Here is a 19,686-nt window from a genome sequence, read left to right as displayed (position 1 = left end):
CCAGCGTCAGCGGTACGGTGCCGTTCAGCTCATTTGCCATTTCGCTTGACCCGGAAATATCGGGCGGCACCCGTTCCCTGCATTTCGAACAGTCCCGTCGCCTTCAAGGCATCGGTCAGGGTCGAGCGTCCCGACTCCTTCACTGTTCGACCCAGGGTTTTCAGCTTTTGTCCGATAGTACTGACCGGTGCCCAACCATTGGCACTGGTTGCCGCAGTAACAGCCTTGAGCAGCGCCTCGCTATAGGCCGATGCCTTGACCGGCTTTCCAGCCATTGCCTGCATCTTTTGCGGGATGAAATTCTTCGGCCGGCAGAAATAAACTTGTCCGTTCTTATGCGAGCGCAATTCGATATCGAAGGCCTCAGTCTTCTGGAGTAGCTCGATGAATTTCGCACAGCCATAACTCCGGGGGTCGAAGTCCGAATGATTGGCATGGATATAGGAAGATAATTGGCCGAGCATCGCCCACCCCTGCTCGTCCGCCACGTTTGTATAGGCTCGCAGCAGGACATGCATCGCCAGAGAGGGCGGCCTGAAATTGACTTTTGGAGACTCCGTTTTGATCGCGGGTTCAGGCGGAACCTTTTCTACGCTGACGATCGGCTCCTCAATGGGAAGCACTTCCGCATCAGTCGGCAAGTCCTCCACGAGATCAGGCGTACGCACCTCCACGACAACAGGAGTTGCGACCTCTTCATTGCCGCCATTCGGTGGGGAAGTCGTCAGGTTTTCCACATAGATATAACGATCGCAGGCGTTGACGAAAGCTTTTGGCGCCTTCTTTTCGCCAAAGCCAAAAACGGTCAAACCATCCTCGCGAATACGCGTGGCCAGCCGGGTAAAGTCGCTGTCACTGCTGACAAGACAAAAGCCTTCGAAACGCCGGGAATGCAACAGATCCATCGCATCGATGATCAGCGCACTATCGCTGGCATTCTTGCCGACCGTATTGCGGTATTGCTGAATGGGCTGAATCGCATGGTCTGCAAGCTTGTTACGCCAACCAGCCAGATTTGACGTGGTGAAGTCGCCATAGATCCGCCGTACAGTCACACGACCATGTCGCGTAATTTCTTCGAGAATCGGCGAGATACTGTCTAAGCGGACGTTGTCAGCATCAATGAGTACCGCAAAAGCAGGAAGGTCGTGCTTCATCCGAGCTCAATAAGCCATTCGTTATATCCAAAACGGATGATGCCACCCCACATCGGGCATGGCCCAGTGGCACAAAGCGCAGGAAATGTGTGACGGAATTCCGGCGCTACGGACATTTCTGATGCGCCGGAATCGGACATCCCTAATTTCTTTCTAAGAGACCGATCGAAGACCTTGACCCCCGCCGCAGCCCGAGCCGATACTCCGCTCGTCACTCAAACAACGGTGACCGGGTGTGAGAACCCGGAATGACATAGGCCGATACGATCAGGCTGCGTTATACGCGGTCCTCTCATTTCGGTGCATGGCTACGCCCATTCAATGGCGGTCCGTGCGGGGCAGCCGCGAGGCTGGCCGGTTCCTATGTCCCGGTTTCTCACCCCCGCACGGTTCCGCCGCCCACCGTGAGAAGTGGGTTGCGGAGATTCAGACCGCCGACATAGGAGCCACCTTCATGCACCGCTTCACACCGGACCGAGTTGTCCGAGCCACGTCTCATTGCGCCTGCCAACCTGCCATTGCTGTCCTGACGACACAGCCGCCGACCGCCACCGGAAGGAGTGCCGTATGAGCACCCCGATGAGTTTCCCCGCAACAACCGATCCGCTCTATCTGCTCAACGACGATGTCGACGCCATGGCCCTCGTCGATCAGCTCTCCGCCCGGCAGATGCAGCTCCAGGCACTGCTTGCGCGAACCTTCGGCGACTCGGGCGACGCCTTCCGCCGCCTGAACCCCACACTCCAGGACAATTACCTGTGGGCCTGCTTCATGATCGCCGAGGAGATGCGGGGGCTGTCCGAAGCGCTACTGGGGCGGAACTCAGGATAAGACGCGGTCTCCACCTTCGCGTCAGGCGTGGCCGCGCAGCCGTGCTTCCGCCTCGGTAAAGCGCAAGCTGTCGATGAGTTCCCCGAGCGCATCGACCTCGTCGGCACCGAAACGCGCGGCGAGGCCGGCGCGGAGGGCGTCGAAAAGCCGCAGGGCATCGACGTCCTGCTCTGCCAGCGCGGTGAGCAAGGCCTGCAGTGCGTCGCGGTCCAGCTCGGCGGGAGGCTTCTCCGCCTCGCCGGCGGGCTGCGCCGGGGCATCCAGCAGCGGCGCCAGATCAGCCCTCAAGCGAGTCATCGCGTGTTGCAGCGCCTCGAGCAGAGGCGCCGGGTCGGTGGCGGCGGTTTCGCTGAAAAGGCTTTCCAGCTGTCCTGCCAGTCCGAACACCTCACCGGCCGCCACATTGCCGGCCTGCCCCTTCAGCTTGTGTACCCGCTGGGCGGCAGCACCCGTGTCATTGCGCGCCAGATCGGCACGCAACTGGGCAACCACGTCGGCAAACTCGTCGCGCAGACCGCGCAGGGCCCGCAGGAACAGGGCGCGATCGTCCAGGAAGCGCCCCCTTGCCTCGTCGCCGTCGATGCCGGAAATGACCGGGAAGGGCTCGCCGGCCGCCGGCATGGCGTTGGGAAGTGGCATCGGACGGGCCCGGCGGGCCTTGTCACCAACGTGGCGCAGGACCGCCGCGACCAGCGCATCCAGCTCGAAGGGCTTGGTCAGGAAACCGGACATCCCGGCCGCAAAGGCCCGCTCACGCTGGCTGGACAGCACGCCGGCGGTGAGGGCGATGACCGGCAACGCAGTGAGCCCCAGCTCGCTGCGGATCAGCCGTGTCGCCTCCAGGCCGTCCATGACCGGCATCTGCACATCCATCAGGACCAGATCGAAGGCCGCCGGCGCGACCCGCAGCAACTCGACGGCCGCCTCGCCATTGTCCATGAGTTCCACCCGCGCGCCCTCGAACTCCAGCAGTCGGCGGGCCACGTCCTGGTTCACCGTGCTGTCGTCCACCACCAGCACGCGGATGCCGGCCAGGCGCAGGTGCGCGTCGCGGTCCGGGCCGTGCGTCTCCAGTACTTCGGACACAACGGCCACGTCGAAGGGGAGTTCGAACCAGAACTCGCTACCCTTGCCGGGCTGGCTGGCGACACCGATCTCGCCGCCCATCAGACTCACCAGTTGCCGGCAGATTGCCAGGCCCAGGCCGGTACCGCCGAACTGGCGGCTGGTGGACGCATCGGCCTGCACGAAGGCATCGAACAGCCGTGCGATCTTGTCGGCGGCGATGCCGATGCCGGTATCGCGGACCGTGAAGCGCAGGCGGACGTGCCCGGCATCCAGGCTGACGACGCGGACCGCCAGCACCACCTCGCCGGCGGGAGTGAACTTGATCGCGTTGCCGGCCAGGTTGTGCAGGACCTGCGCCAGGCGCTGCGCATCGCCGATCAACGCATGCACGTCGGCCGGCAGCGGTTCGAGCCGCAGGGCCAGCTGCTTGGCCGCCGCCGATGCGGTCAGCACGTCCACCAGGTGGCTCATCACGTTGGCGAGCACGAAGGGTTCGGGGGCCAGCTCGAAGTGGCCGGCCTCGATCTTGGAGAAATCGAGGATGTCGTTGATGACCGCCACCAGGCCGCGGCTGGCAGTCTGAACGGTGTGCACCAGATGGCGCTGCTCGGCGTCGAGGCGGCCGCGCGCCAGCACCTGCACCGTGCCGACGATGGCGTTGAGCGGGGTGCGGATCTCGTGGCTCATGTTGGCGAGGAATTCGCTCTTCGCATGGTTGGCGCTCTCGGCCTGGCGCCGCGCCTCCTGCAGCACCCGCTCGGCCTCCCGGTGGCTGCTGATGTCGGTATAGGTCAGCAGGGTCCACCCGTCAGGCAGAGGCGTGCCCTGGATCTTCAGCGACACGCCATTGAACTGGGTACGCTCGAAGACCACCGGCTGTGCGTCTTCCATGGCCTTCACGAAAACCGGCAGGACCTGCTCCAAACTCGCCCCGCCATGGTCGCCACGGGCCACGTTGAAGCGCACAAAATCGTCGAAACGCACGCCGTCGCGTCCGCACAATTCCGGCGGGTAATCCAGCAGCGCGGCGAACAGGCGGTTCTGCAGCGCCAGCCTGCGCTGCTCGTCGTAAACCACGAGGCCGAAGGGCAGGCTCTCGATCACGCCACTCAACAGGCGGGCCTGCCGCTCCAGACTCCGGTTGGCGTTCTCGGTTTCGAGGCTGCGCACGCGCAGCTCGGCATTCGCCGCCTCCAGATCCTGCTGGATACGCTTGAGATCGGTCACGTCGAAGAAGGTCGCCAGAAAGACACCGTCCAGCGACACACCCGACACCTCCACGTCGCGCACGCCGCCATCCAGGCACTGCACGCGGATCTCGAGGGGCGTGGTGGCGCGCCGCTCCGCCAGGCCCTGCTGCACGGCGGCAGCCCATCTGGCCCGCGCCCAGGCCTGGTAATCGGGATCGGGCACCGTGCAGCGCCACCACTCGTCGAGGCTGCGCACCTGCTTATCGGTGTAACCGAACAGGCGCACGAACTGCTCGTTGCGCATGGCGATGCGCTCGTCCTCCAGCGCCGCCATGGCAATCGGAGCACGCTGGACAAAGTCGCGGAAACGGTTGCGGGCCGCCTCCAGCTGCTGAGTCCGTTCGGAAACCCGTGCTTCGAGCCCGGCCGCCGCCTCGGCGAGCGCCTCCCGCCGGGCCAGCAGGCTGCGGGTCATCGCCTGCACCGCGTCGGCGAGGTGACGGATCTCGGTGGTGCGCGAACGGACCTCGGGCAGCGCCTCCTCCTCCCCCTGCTGGACGCGCCGGGCCGAATCGGCCAGCAGCTCAAGGGGCTGGCTCAGGCGGCGGGCGAACAGGAAGACCACCGCGCCCAGGCCGAGAGTCGTCAGGATGGCCAGCAGCAACTGGGCCCGGCGCAACGCGGCAACCGGCGCGAGCCCCGTGCCCACCGGCTCACGCACCACGATCTTCCAGCCGAGGGCCGCCGCCACCGGACTCGGCAGCAGCGCCGCGGCAGTGAAGAAACGTCCCTCCTTGCCCCACTCCACCTGCGCGTAGCCCACGTCCTTGGGCAGGTCCAGCGGCACCTCGCCGGCACCGACCGCCTGGTAGGGGTACAGCACGGCATTGCTGCGGCTGAGGACGAAGACCTCGACCTGGTCGGTGAGCGCCTCTGCCGGCAGGGCTGCCGAGATGATGTGTTCGACCCAGCTCCAGTGGGAATGGCTGGCCAGGATGCCCCGCCATTCGCCCTGGTCGTCATAGATCGGCGCGGCAAAGTCGATGAAACGCAAGGGCTCGCCCGAACGCGGCGGCGGCAGGTGCTTGGCCAGCAACACGGCCTCGTGGATATCGCCGATGTAGGGGCGCTTCTGCCCCTCGACGAACCACGGGCGCTCCCGCACGTTGGCTCCGGCCAGCATCCCGTCGGCGGAATTGAGCACGATGCCGTCAGGACCGGCGACGCCGATCCAGGCGTACTGGGGGTGGGAATGCTTCATGCGTTCCAGCACGCCGCGCAGATCACCGGCCTCAAGGCTGCCGCGGATCATCCCCGGCGACTGGGCCAGCAGGGTGATTTCCCGCGCCCGTTCCTGGATGTTGCCATCCAGCTGGACGGCGATCGCGTGGGCCAGATTACGCAGCGCAGCGCCCCGCTCGCGGGTCAGGGCCGCGGTGGTGACCTGCTCCAGGTAGAGGTTGTGGCCCAGCGCGACGGCCAGCGACAGGCCGCCGAACAGCAGGGTCAGGCGGACACGGAAGGAGTAGAGCCAGTCAGGCATCGGCCTCGTATCCCTGCCCGACGATTCCGACCCGGTCCACCACCCGCGCCCGACCGTCGGCCTTGGCCGCGTACAGAGCTTCGTCGGCGAGGGCCAGCAGCGCCTCCGGCGCAGCCAGGCAGTGGGGCGCCTGATCACAGTCGTGGCAGGCCGCGCGGGGCGGCTCCGCGCCATCGCAGGGCAGGACCAGCGTGGCAACGCCAACGCTGACGGTGACATGCGCCGCCGCCGACGACGCGGCATGGGGAATCCCCAGCGCCGCCACGCCCTGACAGAGGCTCTCGCCCAGGCGGAAGGCATCGAAGGCGTTGGTGGCCGGCAGGAACAACGCGAACTCCTCGCCCCCGTAGCGGGCCACCAGATCGCCAGCCCGCCGGGCCGTCTGCGCCAGCACGCGGGCGACCGCGCGCAGGCAGGCATCGCCGGCCGGGTGCCCGTAGGTGTCGTTGAAGCGCTTGAAGTAATCCACGTCCACCATCAGCAGCGACAGCGGGGCATGGCTGCGCAGTGCACGCCGCCATTCCAGCTGCAGGCCGTCGTCGAAGGCGCGCCGGTTGGCGATGCCGGTCAACGCGTCGGTGGCGGTCAGGCGGCGCAACACATCGCTCTGGCGCTTGAGGGCCAGGTGGGTGCGGACCCGCGCCTGGACCACCGGCGGATTGAGCGGCTTGGGGATGAAATCCACCGCGCCGATGGTGAGGGCGTGGGTTTCCGAGGCGGTGTCGGTGTGGGCGGTGACGAAGATCACCGGCACATGGACCAGCGCCGGATCGGCCTTGAGCTGGCGACAGGTTTCGTAGCCGCCCAGGCCGGGCATCTCGGCATCCAGCAGCACCAGATCCGGCGGGTTCTGGCGGATCTGCAGCAACGCGTCCTCCCCGCTGGTGGCGAAATGGATGCGCGCCATTCCTGCCAGCAGGCGGCTCAGCAGGCGCACCATGCTGGGGTCGTCATCGACGACCAACAGCCGTTGCATGGGATCGGCGGGATCCGGATTCAGTGCGTCCACGACCAGGGCCCTCGTCAGGCGCGTTATTTGTCATATCGTAGCGGAAGCCATGGCTCCCCGTGCGGGCGAATTCATTCGCCCGCCAGCCCGACATGACTGCGGTACAGCCGGCGGCGCTCCGCCGGCACCGGCATCAGGCCGGTTCGCCCCGCTCGGCGTCCGGCATCACGGTGACACGCACGTCCGGCGCCTGGGCCAGGCCGCCGAGGATCACCCCGCGCAGCGGCGAGACGTCCTGGAAGTCGCGCCCCCAGCCGAGGGTCACGTGGCGCAGGTCGGGCTGGATGCCGTTGGTCGGGTCGTACTCGACCCAGCCGTTCTTCGGACACCACACCGCCACCCAGGCATGGGAGGCATCGGCACCGATCAGGCGCGGCTTGCCCGGCGGCGGATCGGTGAGCAGATAGCCCGACATGTAGCGGGCCGGCAGGCCGATGGAGCGCAGCGCGGCGATCATCAGGTGGGCAAAGTCCTGGCACACGCCGCGTTTGCGCTGCAGCACCTCGTGGACCGGGGTATTCACCTCGGTGGCCTTGGCATCGAAGGTGAAGGTCTTGAAGATCAGCGCCATCAGCGCCCTGGCGCCGACCAGCAGCGGCACGCCGGGCGCAAAGGCCTGGCCGGCGAAGGCCGCCAGTGCGGCACTGCAGGGCACCCGCGGCGAGGTGTAGAGATAGCGCAACGCATCGAGGGAGTCCGCGCTACGCGGCTTCGGGTAGTAGCGCAGGCTGTCACGCACGGTTTCCCAGGGCGGCGAGTCCTCGGGCTTGGGCAGCTCCCGGCTCATCACCGTGACGTGGCTTTCGGCGCGCACCAGCAGGCCGTCGTGGGGCGTGTCGAGGGACAGCCAGGCCACCGGATTGCCGAAGGCGTCCTCGCCCTCGCTGAGGTAGCCCAGATCCGGCTCGACGACAATGCGCCCGGACTCGCGGCTCTGCCACGGCAGCTCGCGGGGAATCAGGTGCAGCAGATGCTGGGACAGGGACACCGGCACGCCGCAGGGAGCGTAGTCGGTTTCGTGCAGGATGGTGTAGGCGGCGGAGCGGGTCATGGGGCCTTCAGGCGGCAAAGGTGGCCTGGCCGGTCTGGCCGACGTGGCTGAAGAAACGCATCGCCAGGCGATCGGACAGCGTACGGCCGGCGGCGCCCAGGCGGTCGAAGAGGTCGGCCAGCTGCCGGCTGGCGTCTACCCGCTCGAGGGCCGGACAAACCGCCTCCAGGCGCCCCCAAGGGAAAGTACGGATCGCTGCGAAGCAGGCCTCCAGTTCGACCACGCCGAGGTCCACCTTCTCTTCGGCCTCGAAGCGGGCCAGGTAATTGCCGAGCATGCGCACCTGGAAGGCCAGCGAGTGGGGGTTGCCATCGTCGGTCGTCAGCATGTGCAAGGCCGGTAACAGCTCGGGCTGGGCGCGATAGCGGGTGCGGTAGGTAATGATCGAGTCGCACAGCTCGAGCAGGGCCTCCACCGCCAGCTCCCGCTGCAGCGGGCCGTTGATGTCGCCATAGCTGCGCAGGAAGCGGGCCAGGCTGCGGGCCAGGTTGTCGAGGCGCTCGACGCGGCGGCCCACGATGTGCAGACGCCAGCCGGTATCGCGGGTCATGTTGTCCATCGCAAAACCGGACAGGGACACGAAGGTGGTCAGCGCACCGTCGAGGAATTCGAGCAGCGCCGACACGTCGCTGACGCTGGCGCGGGCATCTTCCAGCTCCGCGGACAGGCGCTTGAGGGCGTGCCAGTGGTCGAGGGAGAGGTGCTCGCGGGCCTGGGTGGCGCACCAGGTCAGGCGTTGCAGGTTGGCCGCCAGGCCGCTGTCGGAGCGGCGGTCGAGCACCGCGCGGAACAGGTCCAGCTCGGCCTTGGCGATCGGCAGCTTGGTCACCCGGGACTCCACCAGGCCGGCGCCCTCCGCCAGTTCGAGCATCATCGTCAGTGCCCCGACGCGCTCCGAGCGCCGTCCTTCCGACAGCCGCAACAAGGCCAGGCGGGCCAGGCGGGCGACGGAATCGCAGCGCTCGCCATAGCGCCCGAACCAGAACAGGTTCTCGGCCAGGCGCGACGACAGGGCGCCGGTTTCCTCGATCAGGTCACTGACGCGGATGTTGTTGTTGAGCAGGCTGAAGCTGGCCAGCGGGCCATCGGACAGCACCCAGGTGTCCTTGCTGCTGCCGCCCTTCTGCATGGTCAGGATGCGCGTGTTGTCCACCCCGGCGATGCGCGCCAGGCCGCCGGGCAGCACGCTGTAGCCTTCCGGCGTGATCGCCGCATAGACCCGCAGGCCCATCGAGCGGGTCAGCAGCTTGCGACGCTGGCCGCCACCCCAGGCCGGCGCACGGGACAGCTTGACCAGTTCCTGGGCGACGAAGGCCGACGGTTCGGCCTCGATGCGCCGGGCGACCTCGTCGAACTGGTCCTCGGCGAGCTGGTCGCCGAAGATGATCTCGTTGCCGCCCCCCGGAAAGGTCGGCTTGATGACCAGGCTGCGCAAGTTCTCCAGCACCTCCTTGCGGGCCGGCGCCTCGCCGCACCACCAGGTGGCCACCGACGGCATGGCCAGCTCCTCGCCGAGCAGGTGGCGGCAGATGCCCGGCAGGAAGCCCGGCAGCGCCGCCGATTCGAGCAGGCCGCTGCCCAGCGCGTTGGCCACCAGCACCTTGCCGGCACGCACCGCGCCGAGCAGGCCGGGCACGCCGAGGGCCGAGTCGGCGCGCAGCTCGACCGGATCGCAGAAGTCGTCATCGAGGCGACGCAGGATCGCATGCACCCGCTTGAGGCCGGACACCGTCTTCAGGAAGACCGTGTCGTTGCGGACCGTCAGATCCTGCCCCTCGACCAGCGGGAAACCCATGTTGCGGGCCAGGTAAACGTGCTCGAAATAGGTTTCGTTGAAAGGGCCCGGCGTCAGCAGCACCGTCAGCGGCGGCTCCCCGTCGGTCGGCGCCTGGCTGGCCAGGCTGCGCTGCAGGCCGCGGAAAAAACCCGACAGGCTGCGCACCTGCATGTCGCGGAACAGGTCGGGGAAGGCCCGCGACACCAGCTGGCGGTTCTCCAGCGCGTAGCCGGCACCGGACGGGCTCTGGGTGCGGTCGGCGATGACCCACCAGCGGCCGTCCGGCGAACGGGCCAGATCGGCGGCGTACAGGTGCAGGTAGGCGCCGCCGGGCGGCTTGAGGCCCGAACACGGCCACAGGAAACCCTTGTGGCCATACACCAGCTCCGGCGGCAGCAGGCCTTCGGAGAGCGTCGTCTGGGCGCCGTAGAGGTCGCCGAGCAGGGCGTTGAGCAGGCGGGCGCGCTGCGTGATGGCGGCCGAGATGCCGCGCCACTCGTCGGCGGGCAGGATCAGCGGCAGCAGGTCCACCGACCACGGGCGGTCGGCACCGCGGGGGTCGGCGTACACGTTGTAGGTGACGCCGTTCTGCTGGATGCCGCGGGAGAGCTGGGCGGCACGCACCTTCAGGGTGTCGGCGCTGGATTCGTCGATGTGGTCGAGGAAGTCCTGCCAGTGCGGGCGCACCCCATCCTCGCCGAACAATTCGTCGTAACTGTCCGGTCGATAGGGGTAATGGGCAAGGATTGAGCTGGGCATCTTGCGAAACTAGCACACACCGACCGGCCGACCGTGCCGCAGACGGCACGGAAGTTGTTGATTTTGGTAAAGCGTGCGGGCTTCCCGGGGGGAGGAGCCCCCGGCAAAACCGGCCCCCCTGGGGAGGCCGGCCCGCCCTCAGCGCCGAAGATCCAGCGTGAAGGGGAACTCCCTCTCCACCGGCGAGACCTGCACCGCCGGTTCGCCCGGCGTGTGGCCCATGCGGAAGAAGCGCGCCAGGCGGCGGCTCTCGGCCTCGAAGGCGTTGATCGGGAAGGTCTCGAAGCTGCGCCCGCCCGGATGCGACACGTGGTACTGGCAGCCGCCGAGGGAACGGCCGGTCCAGGTATCCACCAGGTCGAAGACGAGCGGCGCATGGGACGGAATGGTCGGGTGCAGGCAGGACGGCGGCTGCCAGGCCCGGTAGCGCACGCCGGCGACGTGTTCGCCGACGGTGCCAGTGGGCTGCAGCGGGATCGTGCGGCCATTTACCGCCAGCAGGAAGCGGTCGTCGGACATGCCGGTCGCCTTGACCTGCAGGCGCTCGACGGACGAATCGACGAAGCGCACCGTGCCACCGATGGCGCCTTCCTCCCCCATCACATGCCAGGGTTCGAGGGCACTGCGCAGTTCGACCTGGATGCCGCGCACCGCGAAGTCGCCGATCTTCGGGAAGCGGAACTCCAGGTGCGGCGCGAACCACTCCGGCTTGAAGTCGAGGCCGTGGCCCTGCATGTCCTCCATCACGTCGTTGAAGTCCTGCTCGACGAAGTGCGGCAGCAGGAAGCGGTCATGCAGCTCGGTGCCCCAGCGCACCAGACGCTCCGGCGCATAGGGCTTGTCCCAGAAGCGGGCCAGCAGGCCGCGCAGCAGGAGCTGCTGGGCCAGCGACATGCGCGCGTGGGGCGGCATCTCGAAGGCGCGCAGTTCGAGCAGACCGAGGCGGCCGGTCGGGCCGTCCGGCGAGTACAGCTTGTCGATGCAGAACTCGGAACGGTGGGTATTGCCGGTCACGTCGATGAGCAGGTTGCGCAGCAGGCGGTCGATCAGCCACGGCGGCACCTCCTCGCCGGCCTTCGGAAACTGGCGGAAGGCGGTCTCGATTTCATACACCGAGTCGTTGCGCGCCTCGTCGATGCGCGGCGCCTGGCTGGTCGGGCCGATGAACAGGCCGGAGAACAGGTAGGACAGGCTCGGGTGGTTGTGCCAGTAGGAGATCAGGCTGCGCAGCAGGTCCGGCCGGCGCAGGAAGGGCGAGTCGGACGGCGTGGCGCCGCCGAGCACGAAGTGGTTGCCGCCGCCGGTGCCGGTATGGCGGCCGTCCACCATGAACTTCTCGGTGGTCAGGCGCGAGTAGTGGGCTGCCTCGTAGAGGTGAGTGGTGCGGTCCACCAGCTCTTCCCAGTTGCGCGACGGGTGGATGTTCACCTCGATCACGCCGGGGTCGGGGGTGATGCGGAAGTGGGTCAGGCGCGGGTCGGACGGCGGCTCGTAGCCTTCGATGACGACCGGCGTGCCGAGGGCCTCGGCGGTCGCCTCGATGGCGGCGACCAGCTCCAGGTACTTCTCGAGGCTGGACAGCGGCGGCATGAAGATGTGCATCGTGCCGTTGCGCGGCTCAGCACACATGGCGGTGCGGACGATCCAGTCGGCGGACTTGAACGGCTCGGGCCGGCGGTCGGTGGGGCTCAGCTTCTCGGCGTCGCGGGCCGCCTTCAGCGCAGCGGCAGCACGCGCCGCGGCGGACGAGCCGAAGCCGGCCTCGCCGTCCTTCAGCGCGTTGAGCACGGCGGTCTGGCCACCCGGCAGCTGGCGGCGGATGGCGGCGTACTCGGGCAGCGGCGGGAAGACCTGGTGGTGATCCGGCGGATTGACGTAGGGATAGTCGCCCTTCGCCACCCACGGCTGGGAATCCAGCGGCAGGCGGTAACCCAGCGGCGAGTCGCCGGGAATCAGGTAGCAGCGTTCGTCACGCAGGAACCACGGCCCGGTCTGCCACTCGCCGGTGTAGCTGTTGAGGCTGACCGGCAGCACGTAACCGACCGGGTTGGGCAGGCCATGTTCATAGACGCGACGGATGCGGTCGCGCTCCAGCGGGTCGTCGAGGCGCGCATCGAAAGGATCGACGTTGCCCGGCAGGCGGCGCTCCCGCCACAGGTAGTAGAAGGCGTCCTCGAAGGCCGGGAAGACCCGCCGCGGGTCCAGCGCCAGCCGTTCGGCGATGCCGGCCAGGAAAGCGTTGGCCTGGGCGGCGTCCACTTCGCCCGGCGTCGAGGCATCGGCGATCAGGTCCGGATTGGTCCAGATCGGCTGGCCGTCCTTGCGCCAGAAGCAGGTCAGCGACCAGCGCGGCAGCTGCTCGCCCGGATACCACTTGCCCTGGCCGAAGTGGGCCAGGCCAGTGGGGCCGTACTTCTCGCGCAGGCGGTGGTAGAGGTCTTCGGCGCGGACGCGCTTGGTCGGGCCCATCGCCTCGGTGTTCCACTCGGCGCCGTCCGGGTCGTCGATGGACACGAAGGTCGGCTCGCCGCCCATCGTCAGGCGCATGTCGTTGGCGTCGAGGTCGACGTCGATGCGGTGGCCGAGGGCCTCGATCTCGGCCCATTGCTCCTCGGTGTAGGGCTTGGTGACCCGCGGCGCTTCCTTCACGCGGGTGACCTTCATGAGGTGCTCGAACTCGCACTCGCACTCGTCGATGAGGCCGGAGATCGGCGCCGCCGACGACGGATCGGGCGAGGCGGCCAGCGGGATGTGGCCTTCGCCGGCGAACAGGCCGGAGGTCGGGTCGAGGCCGACCCAGCCGGCGCCGGGCAGGTACACCTCGGTCCACGCGTGCAGGTCGGTGAAGTCCACTTCGGTGCCGGACGGGCCGTCGAGGGATTTGACGTCGGCCTTCAGCTGGATCAGGTAGCCGGACACGAAGCGTGCCGCCAGGCCCAGATGACGCAGCAGCTGGACAAGCAGCCAGGCCGAGTCGCGGCACGAGCCGGTACGCTTGGTGAGCGTCTCCTCCGGCGTCTGGACGCCCGGCTCCATGCGGATCACGTAGCCGATGTGGTTCTGCAGGTCGGCGTTGAGCTTGACCAGGAAGTCCACCACCCGAACCTTGTCGCGGGAGATGCCGTCCAGGTACTTCTTGAACTCCGGCGTGAGCTCTTCCTTCAGGCGGTACGGGGCCAGCTCGTGGCTGAGGGCACCGGCGTACTCGAAGGGGAAGTTCTCGGCCTCCGGCTCCAGGAAGAAATCGAAGGGGTTGATCACCGACATCTCGGCCACCAGGTCGACCTCCACGCTGAACTCGGTGACCTTCTCCGGGAAAACCAGGCGCGCCAGGTAGTTGGCCTGGGGATCCTGCTGCCAATTGATGAAATGGGGCTTGGGCAGCACGCGCAGGGAGTAGGACAGAATGCGCGTGCGGCTATGGGGAGCAGGCCGCAAACGGACGACCTGCGGGCCGACGTTGATCGGCCGGTCGTACTTGTAGGAGGTCAGGTGATTGAGGGCAACATGGATGGTCACGGGATACTCCGTTCTTGGGGCGCGGTTTGCAGACTTGTTGTCTGACTTAGCAAGCTTCACGCCAATCGGTTTACGCCGCGCCCGTTGCACGGATGTTGCGATCCAGCGCCCAACAAGGGCTTTTGGAGTATCAAAACGGGGATCAGGAGTGCCTGCCAGGCAGCAGGCCCCGTTACATGCACCAAAATGGACACCGGGATATGCACCAATGATGTGCATATCCCACAAGAATCCGCCCCCACGGATGCCCCAGCAACCCGCCCCGTTGGGCTAAGCCATCACCGCGGCCCCAGCCCCCGCGGCCGCGCCGTCGAACCAGGCCAGCTTGCCAGCCAGGCTGACCACCTCGCCGACGATCAGCAGCGCCGGCGGCCGGATGCCGGCCAGCGTCGCCTTGTCCGGCAGGGTTTCGAGCGCCCCGGTCACGATGCGCTGGCGCGGCGTGGTGCCGTTCTCGACCAGCGCCGCCGGCGTCTGCGGATCGCGGCCGTGGGCGATCAGCGCCGCGCAGTGAGACAGCAGCATGCCGACGCCCATGTAGATCACCGCGGTCTGATGCGGGCGCGCCAGCGCCGTCCAGTCCAGCGCCGACTCGCCGGCGCGGCGGTGGCCGGTGGCGAACACCACCGACTGGGCGTAATCCCGGTGGGTCAGCGGAATGCCGGCGTAGGCCGCCACGCCGCAAGCGGCAGTGATGCCCGGCACCACCTCGAAGGGAATGCCGGCGGCCAGCAGTTCTTCCAGTTCCTCGCCGCCGCGCCCGAAGATGAAGGGGTCGCCGCCCTTCAGGCGCACGACCCGGCGGCCGTCGCGGGCCAGCTCGACCAGCAGGCGGTTGATCTCTTCCTGCGGCAGCGTGTGCTGGCCGGCCTCCTTGCCGACGTAGATACGCTCGGCATCGGGCCGTGCGAAGTCCAGCACGCCATCGCCGACCAGATGATCCACCACCAGCGCGTCGGCCTCGCCGATCAGCCGCGCGGCGCGCAGCGTCAAGAGCTCTGGATCGCCCGGCCCGGCGCCGACCAGCGCCACCCGCCCCGTCGGGCGGATGCCGCCGGCAAGCGGCTGGAAGGTCTCGGCCGGAGCGCTGCCGCGGCCACCGACGAGCTGATCGACAAAGGCGCGCAGGGTGCCGGCGGCTGGCAGGCCGAAGCTGGCAACGGTGGACGGAGGCATGGCGGAACTCCCGGAATCATGACGACCGCAATCTATCAGCCAGCCACCTTTTTCGAACTTGACCCGAGTCAAGGAAGGGGAATAGCCCGGAAGCGCACTCTTCGCCGCAAGCGGGATAGGCCGCTCGTTGGGTTCATAAAGGGAGATGCACGATGAGTATGTGGAAAACCGGAGCGATTGCCGCGGCCTTGCTGCCGCTGGCCCTGGCACAAGCCTTCGCCGAAGAGCCGAAGACATCGACGAACGACCCCGCCGCCAAGTACCAGGCGGCTGGTTCGCCGCTGGCCGACGTGGAGATGTACCAGGACATCAACCCGAAGGCGCCGCCGATGAGCAAGGCGGAATTCGACAAAGCGCGCCAGATCTACTTCGAACGCTGCGCCGGCTGTCACGGCGTGCTGCGCAAGGGTGCCACCGGCAAGCCGCTGACGCCGGACAAGACCCTCGCCGCCGGCACCGACTACCTGAAGGTCTTCATCAAGTACGGCTCTCCCGCCGGCATGCCCAACTGGGGCACCTCCGGTGAATTCGACGACGCCACCGTCGACCTAATGGCCCGCTACGTCCAGCAGACGCCTCCGCAGCCGCCGGAATACGGCCTGAAGGAAATGAAGGCGACCTGGAAGGTCATCGTGCCGCCCGAACAGCGGCCGAAGAAGAAGATGAACAGCTACAACATCGAGAACATCTTCTCGACCACCCTGCGCGACACGGGTGAGGTGGCACTCATCGACGGCGACACCAAGAAGATCATCAACGTGGTCAAGACCGGCTACGCGGTGCACATCTCCCGCGTATCCGCCTCCGGCCGCTACCTGTTCGTGATCGGCCGCGACGCCAAGATCAACATGATCGACCTGTGGATGGAGAAGCCGGACAACGTCGCCGAGATCCGCACCGGCCTCGAGGCCCGCTCCGTCGAGACCTCCAAGTTCAAGGGCTACGAAGACAAGCTGGCCATCGCCGGCTCCTACTGGCCGCCCCAGTACGTGATCATGAACGGCGATACCCTCGAGCCGCTGAAGATCATGGCCACCCGCGGCATGACCGTCGGCGACCAGGAATACCATCCGGAGCCGCGCGTCGCCTCCATCGTGGCGTCCCACTACAAGCCCGAGTTCCTGGTCAACGTGAAGGAAACCGGCAAGACCCTGCTGGTCAATTACACCGACCTCAACACCATCTCCACCAAGGAGATCCCGGTCGCCAAGTTCCTGCACGACGGCGGCCTCGACAGCAGCAAGCGCTACTTCATGGTGGCCGCCAACCAGTCCAACAAGATCGGCGCGATCGACATGAAGGACGGCAAGCTGGCCGGCCTCATCGAAGTGGGCAAGATCCCGCACCCGGGCCGCGGCGCCAACTTCATCCATCCCAAGTACGGTCCGGTGTGGTCCACCGGCCACCTCGGCGACGACAGCATCGCGCTGATCGGCACCGACCCGGCCAAGCACCCGCAGTACGCCTGGAAGATGGTCGAGTCGCTGAAGGGCCCGGGCGGAGGCGCGCTGTTCATCAAGAGCCATCCGAAGTCCAAGCACCTGTACTCCGACGCCCCGCTGAACCCGGATCCGGCGATTTCCCAGTCCATCGTGGTGTATGACGTCAACAACCTGGCGGCCGGCTACAAGACGCTGCCGATCGGCGAATGGGCCGGCCTGAAGGACGACGGCGCCAAGCGTGTGGTGCAGCCCGAGTACAACAAGGCGGGCGACGAAGTGTGGTTCTCGGTGTGGAGCGCCAAGAACAAGGAATCGGCGATCGTCGTCGTGGATGACAAGACCCTCAAGCTGAAGAACGTCATCAAGGACCCGCGCATCGTCACGCCGACCGGCCACTTCAACGTCTACAACACCCAGCACGACATCTACTGAGCATCGTGTCCAGCCGCCCCCGGAGCCTCCGGGTGACGGCGCCTTCATTCAGGAGACAAGAAATGAAGAAACGCTTCCTGCTGCTCGCCCTGCTGACCACCGCCGCCAGCGGCAGCGTCTTCGCCGACCCGGCTGCGTCGGCCCAGAAAGCCGGCTGCCTGGCCTGCCACTCGATGGACAAGAAGCTGGTCGGTCCGGCCTTCAAGGACGTCGCCGCCAAGTACAAGGGCCAGGGCGACGCCGTCGCCAAGCTCACCGACAAGGTCCGCAAGGGCGGCGCCGGCAACTGGGGCCAGATCCCGATGCCGCCGAACCCGGCCGAGAAGATCAGCGACGCCGAGCTGAAGGACGTGCTGGGCTGGGTCCTGAAGGGCTGAGCAGTCTCGTAACCCGGGGATGGGGTTATGCGAGGGGGACGCATGCATGCGTCCCCCTCATTCATTCGCGGCTCGTACTTCTAATCCTCCCCCAGCCACACCAGACGCCCATGGCAGGCCTCGTCGAGGCAGGCCACCAGTTCCGCCGCCGCATCCACGGGCAGGCTGAAGGCGAATTCCACCTGCTCGCCATGGCTCACCCCCAGCAGCACTGCCCCGGCGCCGTCCAGCGCCCGCCGCACCAGTCCTTCCTGCGCATAGGGCACCACGCAACGCAGGGAGGTGCAGCGCACGATGGCGACCTTCTCCGCCACCAGCAGCGCCTGCGCCACGCTGTCCGTATAAGCCCGCACCAGCCCGCCAGCCCCCAGTTTGATGCCGCCGTAGTAGCGCACCACCGTCGCCAGCACGCCTTCCAGATCTTGATGGCGCAACACGTCGAGCATCGGCCGCCCGGCCGTGCCGCTCGGTTCCCCATCGTCCACCGCGGCCGACTGTCCGCCCGCCAGCAAGGCCCAGCACACGTGGGCCGCGCCCGGATGCTGCGCCTTCAGCACTGCCACCACACGTTGGGCCTCGGCACGATCGCCCATCGGCTGCACGCAGCCGAGGAAGCGGCTCTTCTTGATCAGCAGTTCGCTGTGGGCAGCAGCGGCGAGGGTCTGAGGCATCGGACGGCGGGCAAGCGGCGGGACGGGGCGCAAGGATAAGGCCAAGCGTCGGCGGGCGCCCAGCGGCCCGGCCTTCTTGATGCCCATCAATGACCCTGCCGGCGCGTCAACCTACTGTGAGGGCGTCGTCAAAAGGAGTTCTGCGATGGACCGCTCGTTGTTGATCCACGTGGCCGTACTGCTCGGCCTGACCGCCCTGGCGGTGAGCGCCGCCCCCGCCGCCGAGCCGGCACCGACGCCGGAGCGCCAGCAGACGCTGGTGCACATGGTCCGCCAGGACTGCGGCTCCTGCCACGGCATGCGCCTGGCCGGCGGCCTCGGCCCGGCCCTGCTGCCGGAACGCCTCGCCGAACTGCCCGACGAAGCCCTGGTCGCCACCATCCTGAACGGCCGCCCCGGTACCGCGATGCCCGGCTGGAACCGCTTCATGGACGAAGCAGAGGCCAGCTGGATCGTCGCCCGCCTGAAGGAAGGCTTCCCGAGCCTGCAATGACCATGCGCCTCCTCACCTCCCTCAGCACCCTCGCGGCCGCCCTTGCCCTCTCCGCCTGCGCCAGCGCGCCCACCGAACTGCGCGGCACCGGCGACTTGGGCGTGGTCATCGAACGCGCCGCCGGTCGCGTGCAGATCGTCGAACACAGCCACGACAGCAGCCTCGGCAGCGTGGACGGCCTCGGCGACCTGTCCCACGCCCACGTCGTTTTCTCCCGCGACGGCCGCTACGCCTACGTGTTCGGCCGCGACGGCGGGCTGACCAAGGTCGACCTGCTGACCCGCCGCATGGCCAGGCGCATCATCCAGGCCGGCAATTCCATCGGCGGCTCGGTGTCCCAGGATGGCCGCCTGGTGGTCGCCCAGAACTACGAGCCGGGCGGCATCAAGGCCTTCGACGCCGACACGCTGGAACTGCTCGCCGAGGTCCCCGCCGAATACGCGCCGGGCAAGTTCTCCCGCGTCGTCGGGTTGGCCGACGTGCCGGGCCAGCGTTTCGCCTACGCCCTGTTCGACGCCAACGAGATCTGGGTCAGCGACTTCAGCGACCCGCGCAAGCCGATCACCACCCGCTACCCGGCCGGCAAGCAGCCCTACGACGGGCTGGTCACGCCCGATGGCCGCTACTTCCTGGCCGGCCTGTTCGGCGAGGACGGCATCTCCCTGCTCGACCTGTGGCACCCGGAAGCCGGCAGCCGCAAGATCCTGTCCGGCTACGGCCGCGGCGAGGAGAAGCTGCCGGTCTTCAAGATGCCCCACCTGCGCGGCTGGTCCCTGGCCGCCGGACAGGCCTGGCTGCCCGCCGTCGGCCGCCACGAGGTGCTGGTCGCCGACGCCCGCAGCTGGCAGGAGACGGCACGCATCCCGGTCAAGGGCCAGCCGGTGTTCGTGATGGCGCGCCCGGACGGCCGCCAGGTGTGGGTGAACTTCGCCTTCCCCGACAACGAGTGGGTGCAGGTCATCGACACCGTCGAAAAGCGCGTGATCCACACCTTCAGCCCCGGCAAGGCCGTGCTGCACCTGGAATTCACGCCGCGCGGCGAGGAGGTGTGGCTGTCCTCGCGGGACAGCAACCGGGTCACGGTGGTGGACACCGCCAGCTTCGCGGTGCGCAAGGAACTGCCGGCCGACGCGCCGTCGGGCATCTTCTTCACGTCCCGCGCCCAGCGCATCGGCTTTTGAGACGGAGCCC

13 protein-coding genes are annotated in these 19,686 nt (G+C 67.5%); 5 read left to right on the top strand and 8 right to left on the bottom strand.

Going from position 1 to position 19,686, the window contains the following annotated elements:
- Positions 1-29: 29 nt before the first annotated feature.
- Positions 30-1,157 (bottom strand): NYN domain-containing protein, encoded by a 1,128-nt coding sequence (locus tag B4920_RS13170; RefSeq protein WP_079435151.1) that lies wholly within the window; start codon positions 1,155-1,157, stop codon positions 30-32.
- Between the two features lie 567 nt (positions 1,158-1,724).
- Here B4920_RS13170 and B4920_RS13165 point away from each other — a divergent pair.
- On the top strand, positions 1,725-1,988 hold the full coding sequence (locus B4920_RS13165; RefSeq protein WP_079435150.1) for a hypothetical protein: 264 nt from the start codon (positions 1,725-1,727) through the stop codon (positions 1,986-1,988).
- 21 nt (positions 1,989-2,009) lie between these two features.
- Here the strand turns inward: B4920_RS13165 and B4920_RS13160 are convergent, their stop codons facing one another.
- The 6 genes from B4920_RS13160 to cobA form a co-directional block, all read right to left on the bottom strand.
- Complete coding sequence (locus tag B4920_RS13160; RefSeq protein ID WP_079435149.1) at positions 2,010-5,789, bottom strand: ATP-binding protein; 3,780 nt, start codon at positions 5,787-5,789, stop codon at positions 2,010-2,012.
- Positions 5,782-6,765: a diguanylate cyclase gene (locus B4920_RS13155; RefSeq protein WP_079435248.1), complete on the bottom strand. Its 984-nt coding sequence runs from the start codon at positions 6,763-6,765 to the stop codon at positions 5,782-5,784. The genes B4920_RS13160 and B4920_RS13155 overlap by 8 nt, the downstream gene beginning before the upstream one ends.
- A gap of 166 nt (positions 6,766-6,931) precedes the next feature.
- Positions 6,932-7,849, bottom strand: a complete 918-nt coding sequence (locus B4920_RS13150; protein WP_079435148.1) for a transglutaminase family protein — start codon at positions 7,847-7,849, stop codon at positions 6,932-6,934.
- Positions 7,850-7,856: 7 nt separating this feature from the next.
- Positions 7,857-10,385 (bottom strand): circularly permuted type 2 ATP-grasp protein, encoded by a 2,529-nt coding sequence (locus B4920_RS13145; RefSeq protein WP_079435147.1) that lies wholly within the window; start codon positions 10,383-10,385, stop codon positions 7,857-7,859.
- A gap of 138 nt (positions 10,386-10,523) precedes the next feature.
- On the bottom strand, positions 10,524-13,904 hold the full coding sequence (locus B4920_RS13140; RefSeq protein WP_079435146.1) for a DUF2126 domain-containing protein: 3,381 nt from the start codon (positions 13,902-13,904) through the stop codon (positions 10,524-10,526).
- Positions 13,905-14,174: 270 nt separating this feature from the next.
- Complete coding sequence (gene cobA / locus B4920_RS13135; RefSeq protein WP_216819871.1) at positions 14,175-15,080, bottom strand: uroporphyrinogen-III C-methyltransferase; 906 nt, start codon at positions 15,078-15,080, stop codon at positions 14,175-14,177.
- A 152-nt stretch (positions 15,081-15,232) separates the two neighbouring features.
- Between cobA and B4920_RS13130 the strand changes: the two genes are divergently transcribed.
- The gene (locus tag B4920_RS13130; RefSeq protein ID WP_079435145.1) at positions 15,233-16,954 is read left to right on the top strand and encodes a nitrite reductase; all 1,722 of its coding nucleotides are present in this window, start codon (positions 15,233-15,235) and stop codon (positions 16,952-16,954) included.
- A gap of 62 nt (positions 16,955-17,016) precedes the next feature.
- Positions 17,017-17,331, top strand: a complete 315-nt coding sequence (locus B4920_RS13125; RefSeq protein ID WP_079435144.1) for a c-type cytochrome — start codon at positions 17,017-17,019, stop codon at positions 17,329-17,331.
- Between the two features lie 80 nt (positions 17,332-17,411).
- Here the strand turns inward: B4920_RS13125 and B4920_RS13120 are convergent, their stop codons facing one another.
- Positions 17,412-18,002, bottom strand: a complete 591-nt coding sequence (locus tag B4920_RS13120; RefSeq protein WP_079435246.1) for a YigZ family protein — start codon at positions 18,000-18,002, stop codon at positions 17,412-17,414.
- Between the two features lie 145 nt (positions 18,003-18,147).
- Between B4920_RS13120 and B4920_RS13115 the strand changes: the two genes are divergently transcribed.
- Positions 18,148-18,495, top strand: coding sequence for a cytochrome c (locus tag B4920_RS13115; RefSeq protein WP_079435143.1), 348 nt, complete (start codon positions 18,148-18,150; stop codon positions 18,493-18,495).
- A gap of 2 nt (positions 18,496-18,497) precedes the next feature.
- On the top strand, positions 18,498-19,676 hold the full coding sequence (locus tag B4920_RS13110) for a cytochrome D1 domain-containing protein (RefSeq protein ID WP_088179460.1): 1,179 nt from the start codon (positions 18,498-18,500) through the stop codon (positions 19,674-19,676).
- Positions 19,677-19,686: the final 10 nt, after the last annotated feature.

It is taken from the genome of Zoogloea sp. LCSB751, from assembly GCF_002028455.1.
GTDB lineage: Bacteria > Pseudomonadota > Gammaproteobacteria > Burkholderiales > Rhodocyclaceae > Zoogloea.
Note: the sequence above shows the minus strand (reverse complement) of the source record. Positions and strands in the feature narration are given on the sequence as shown.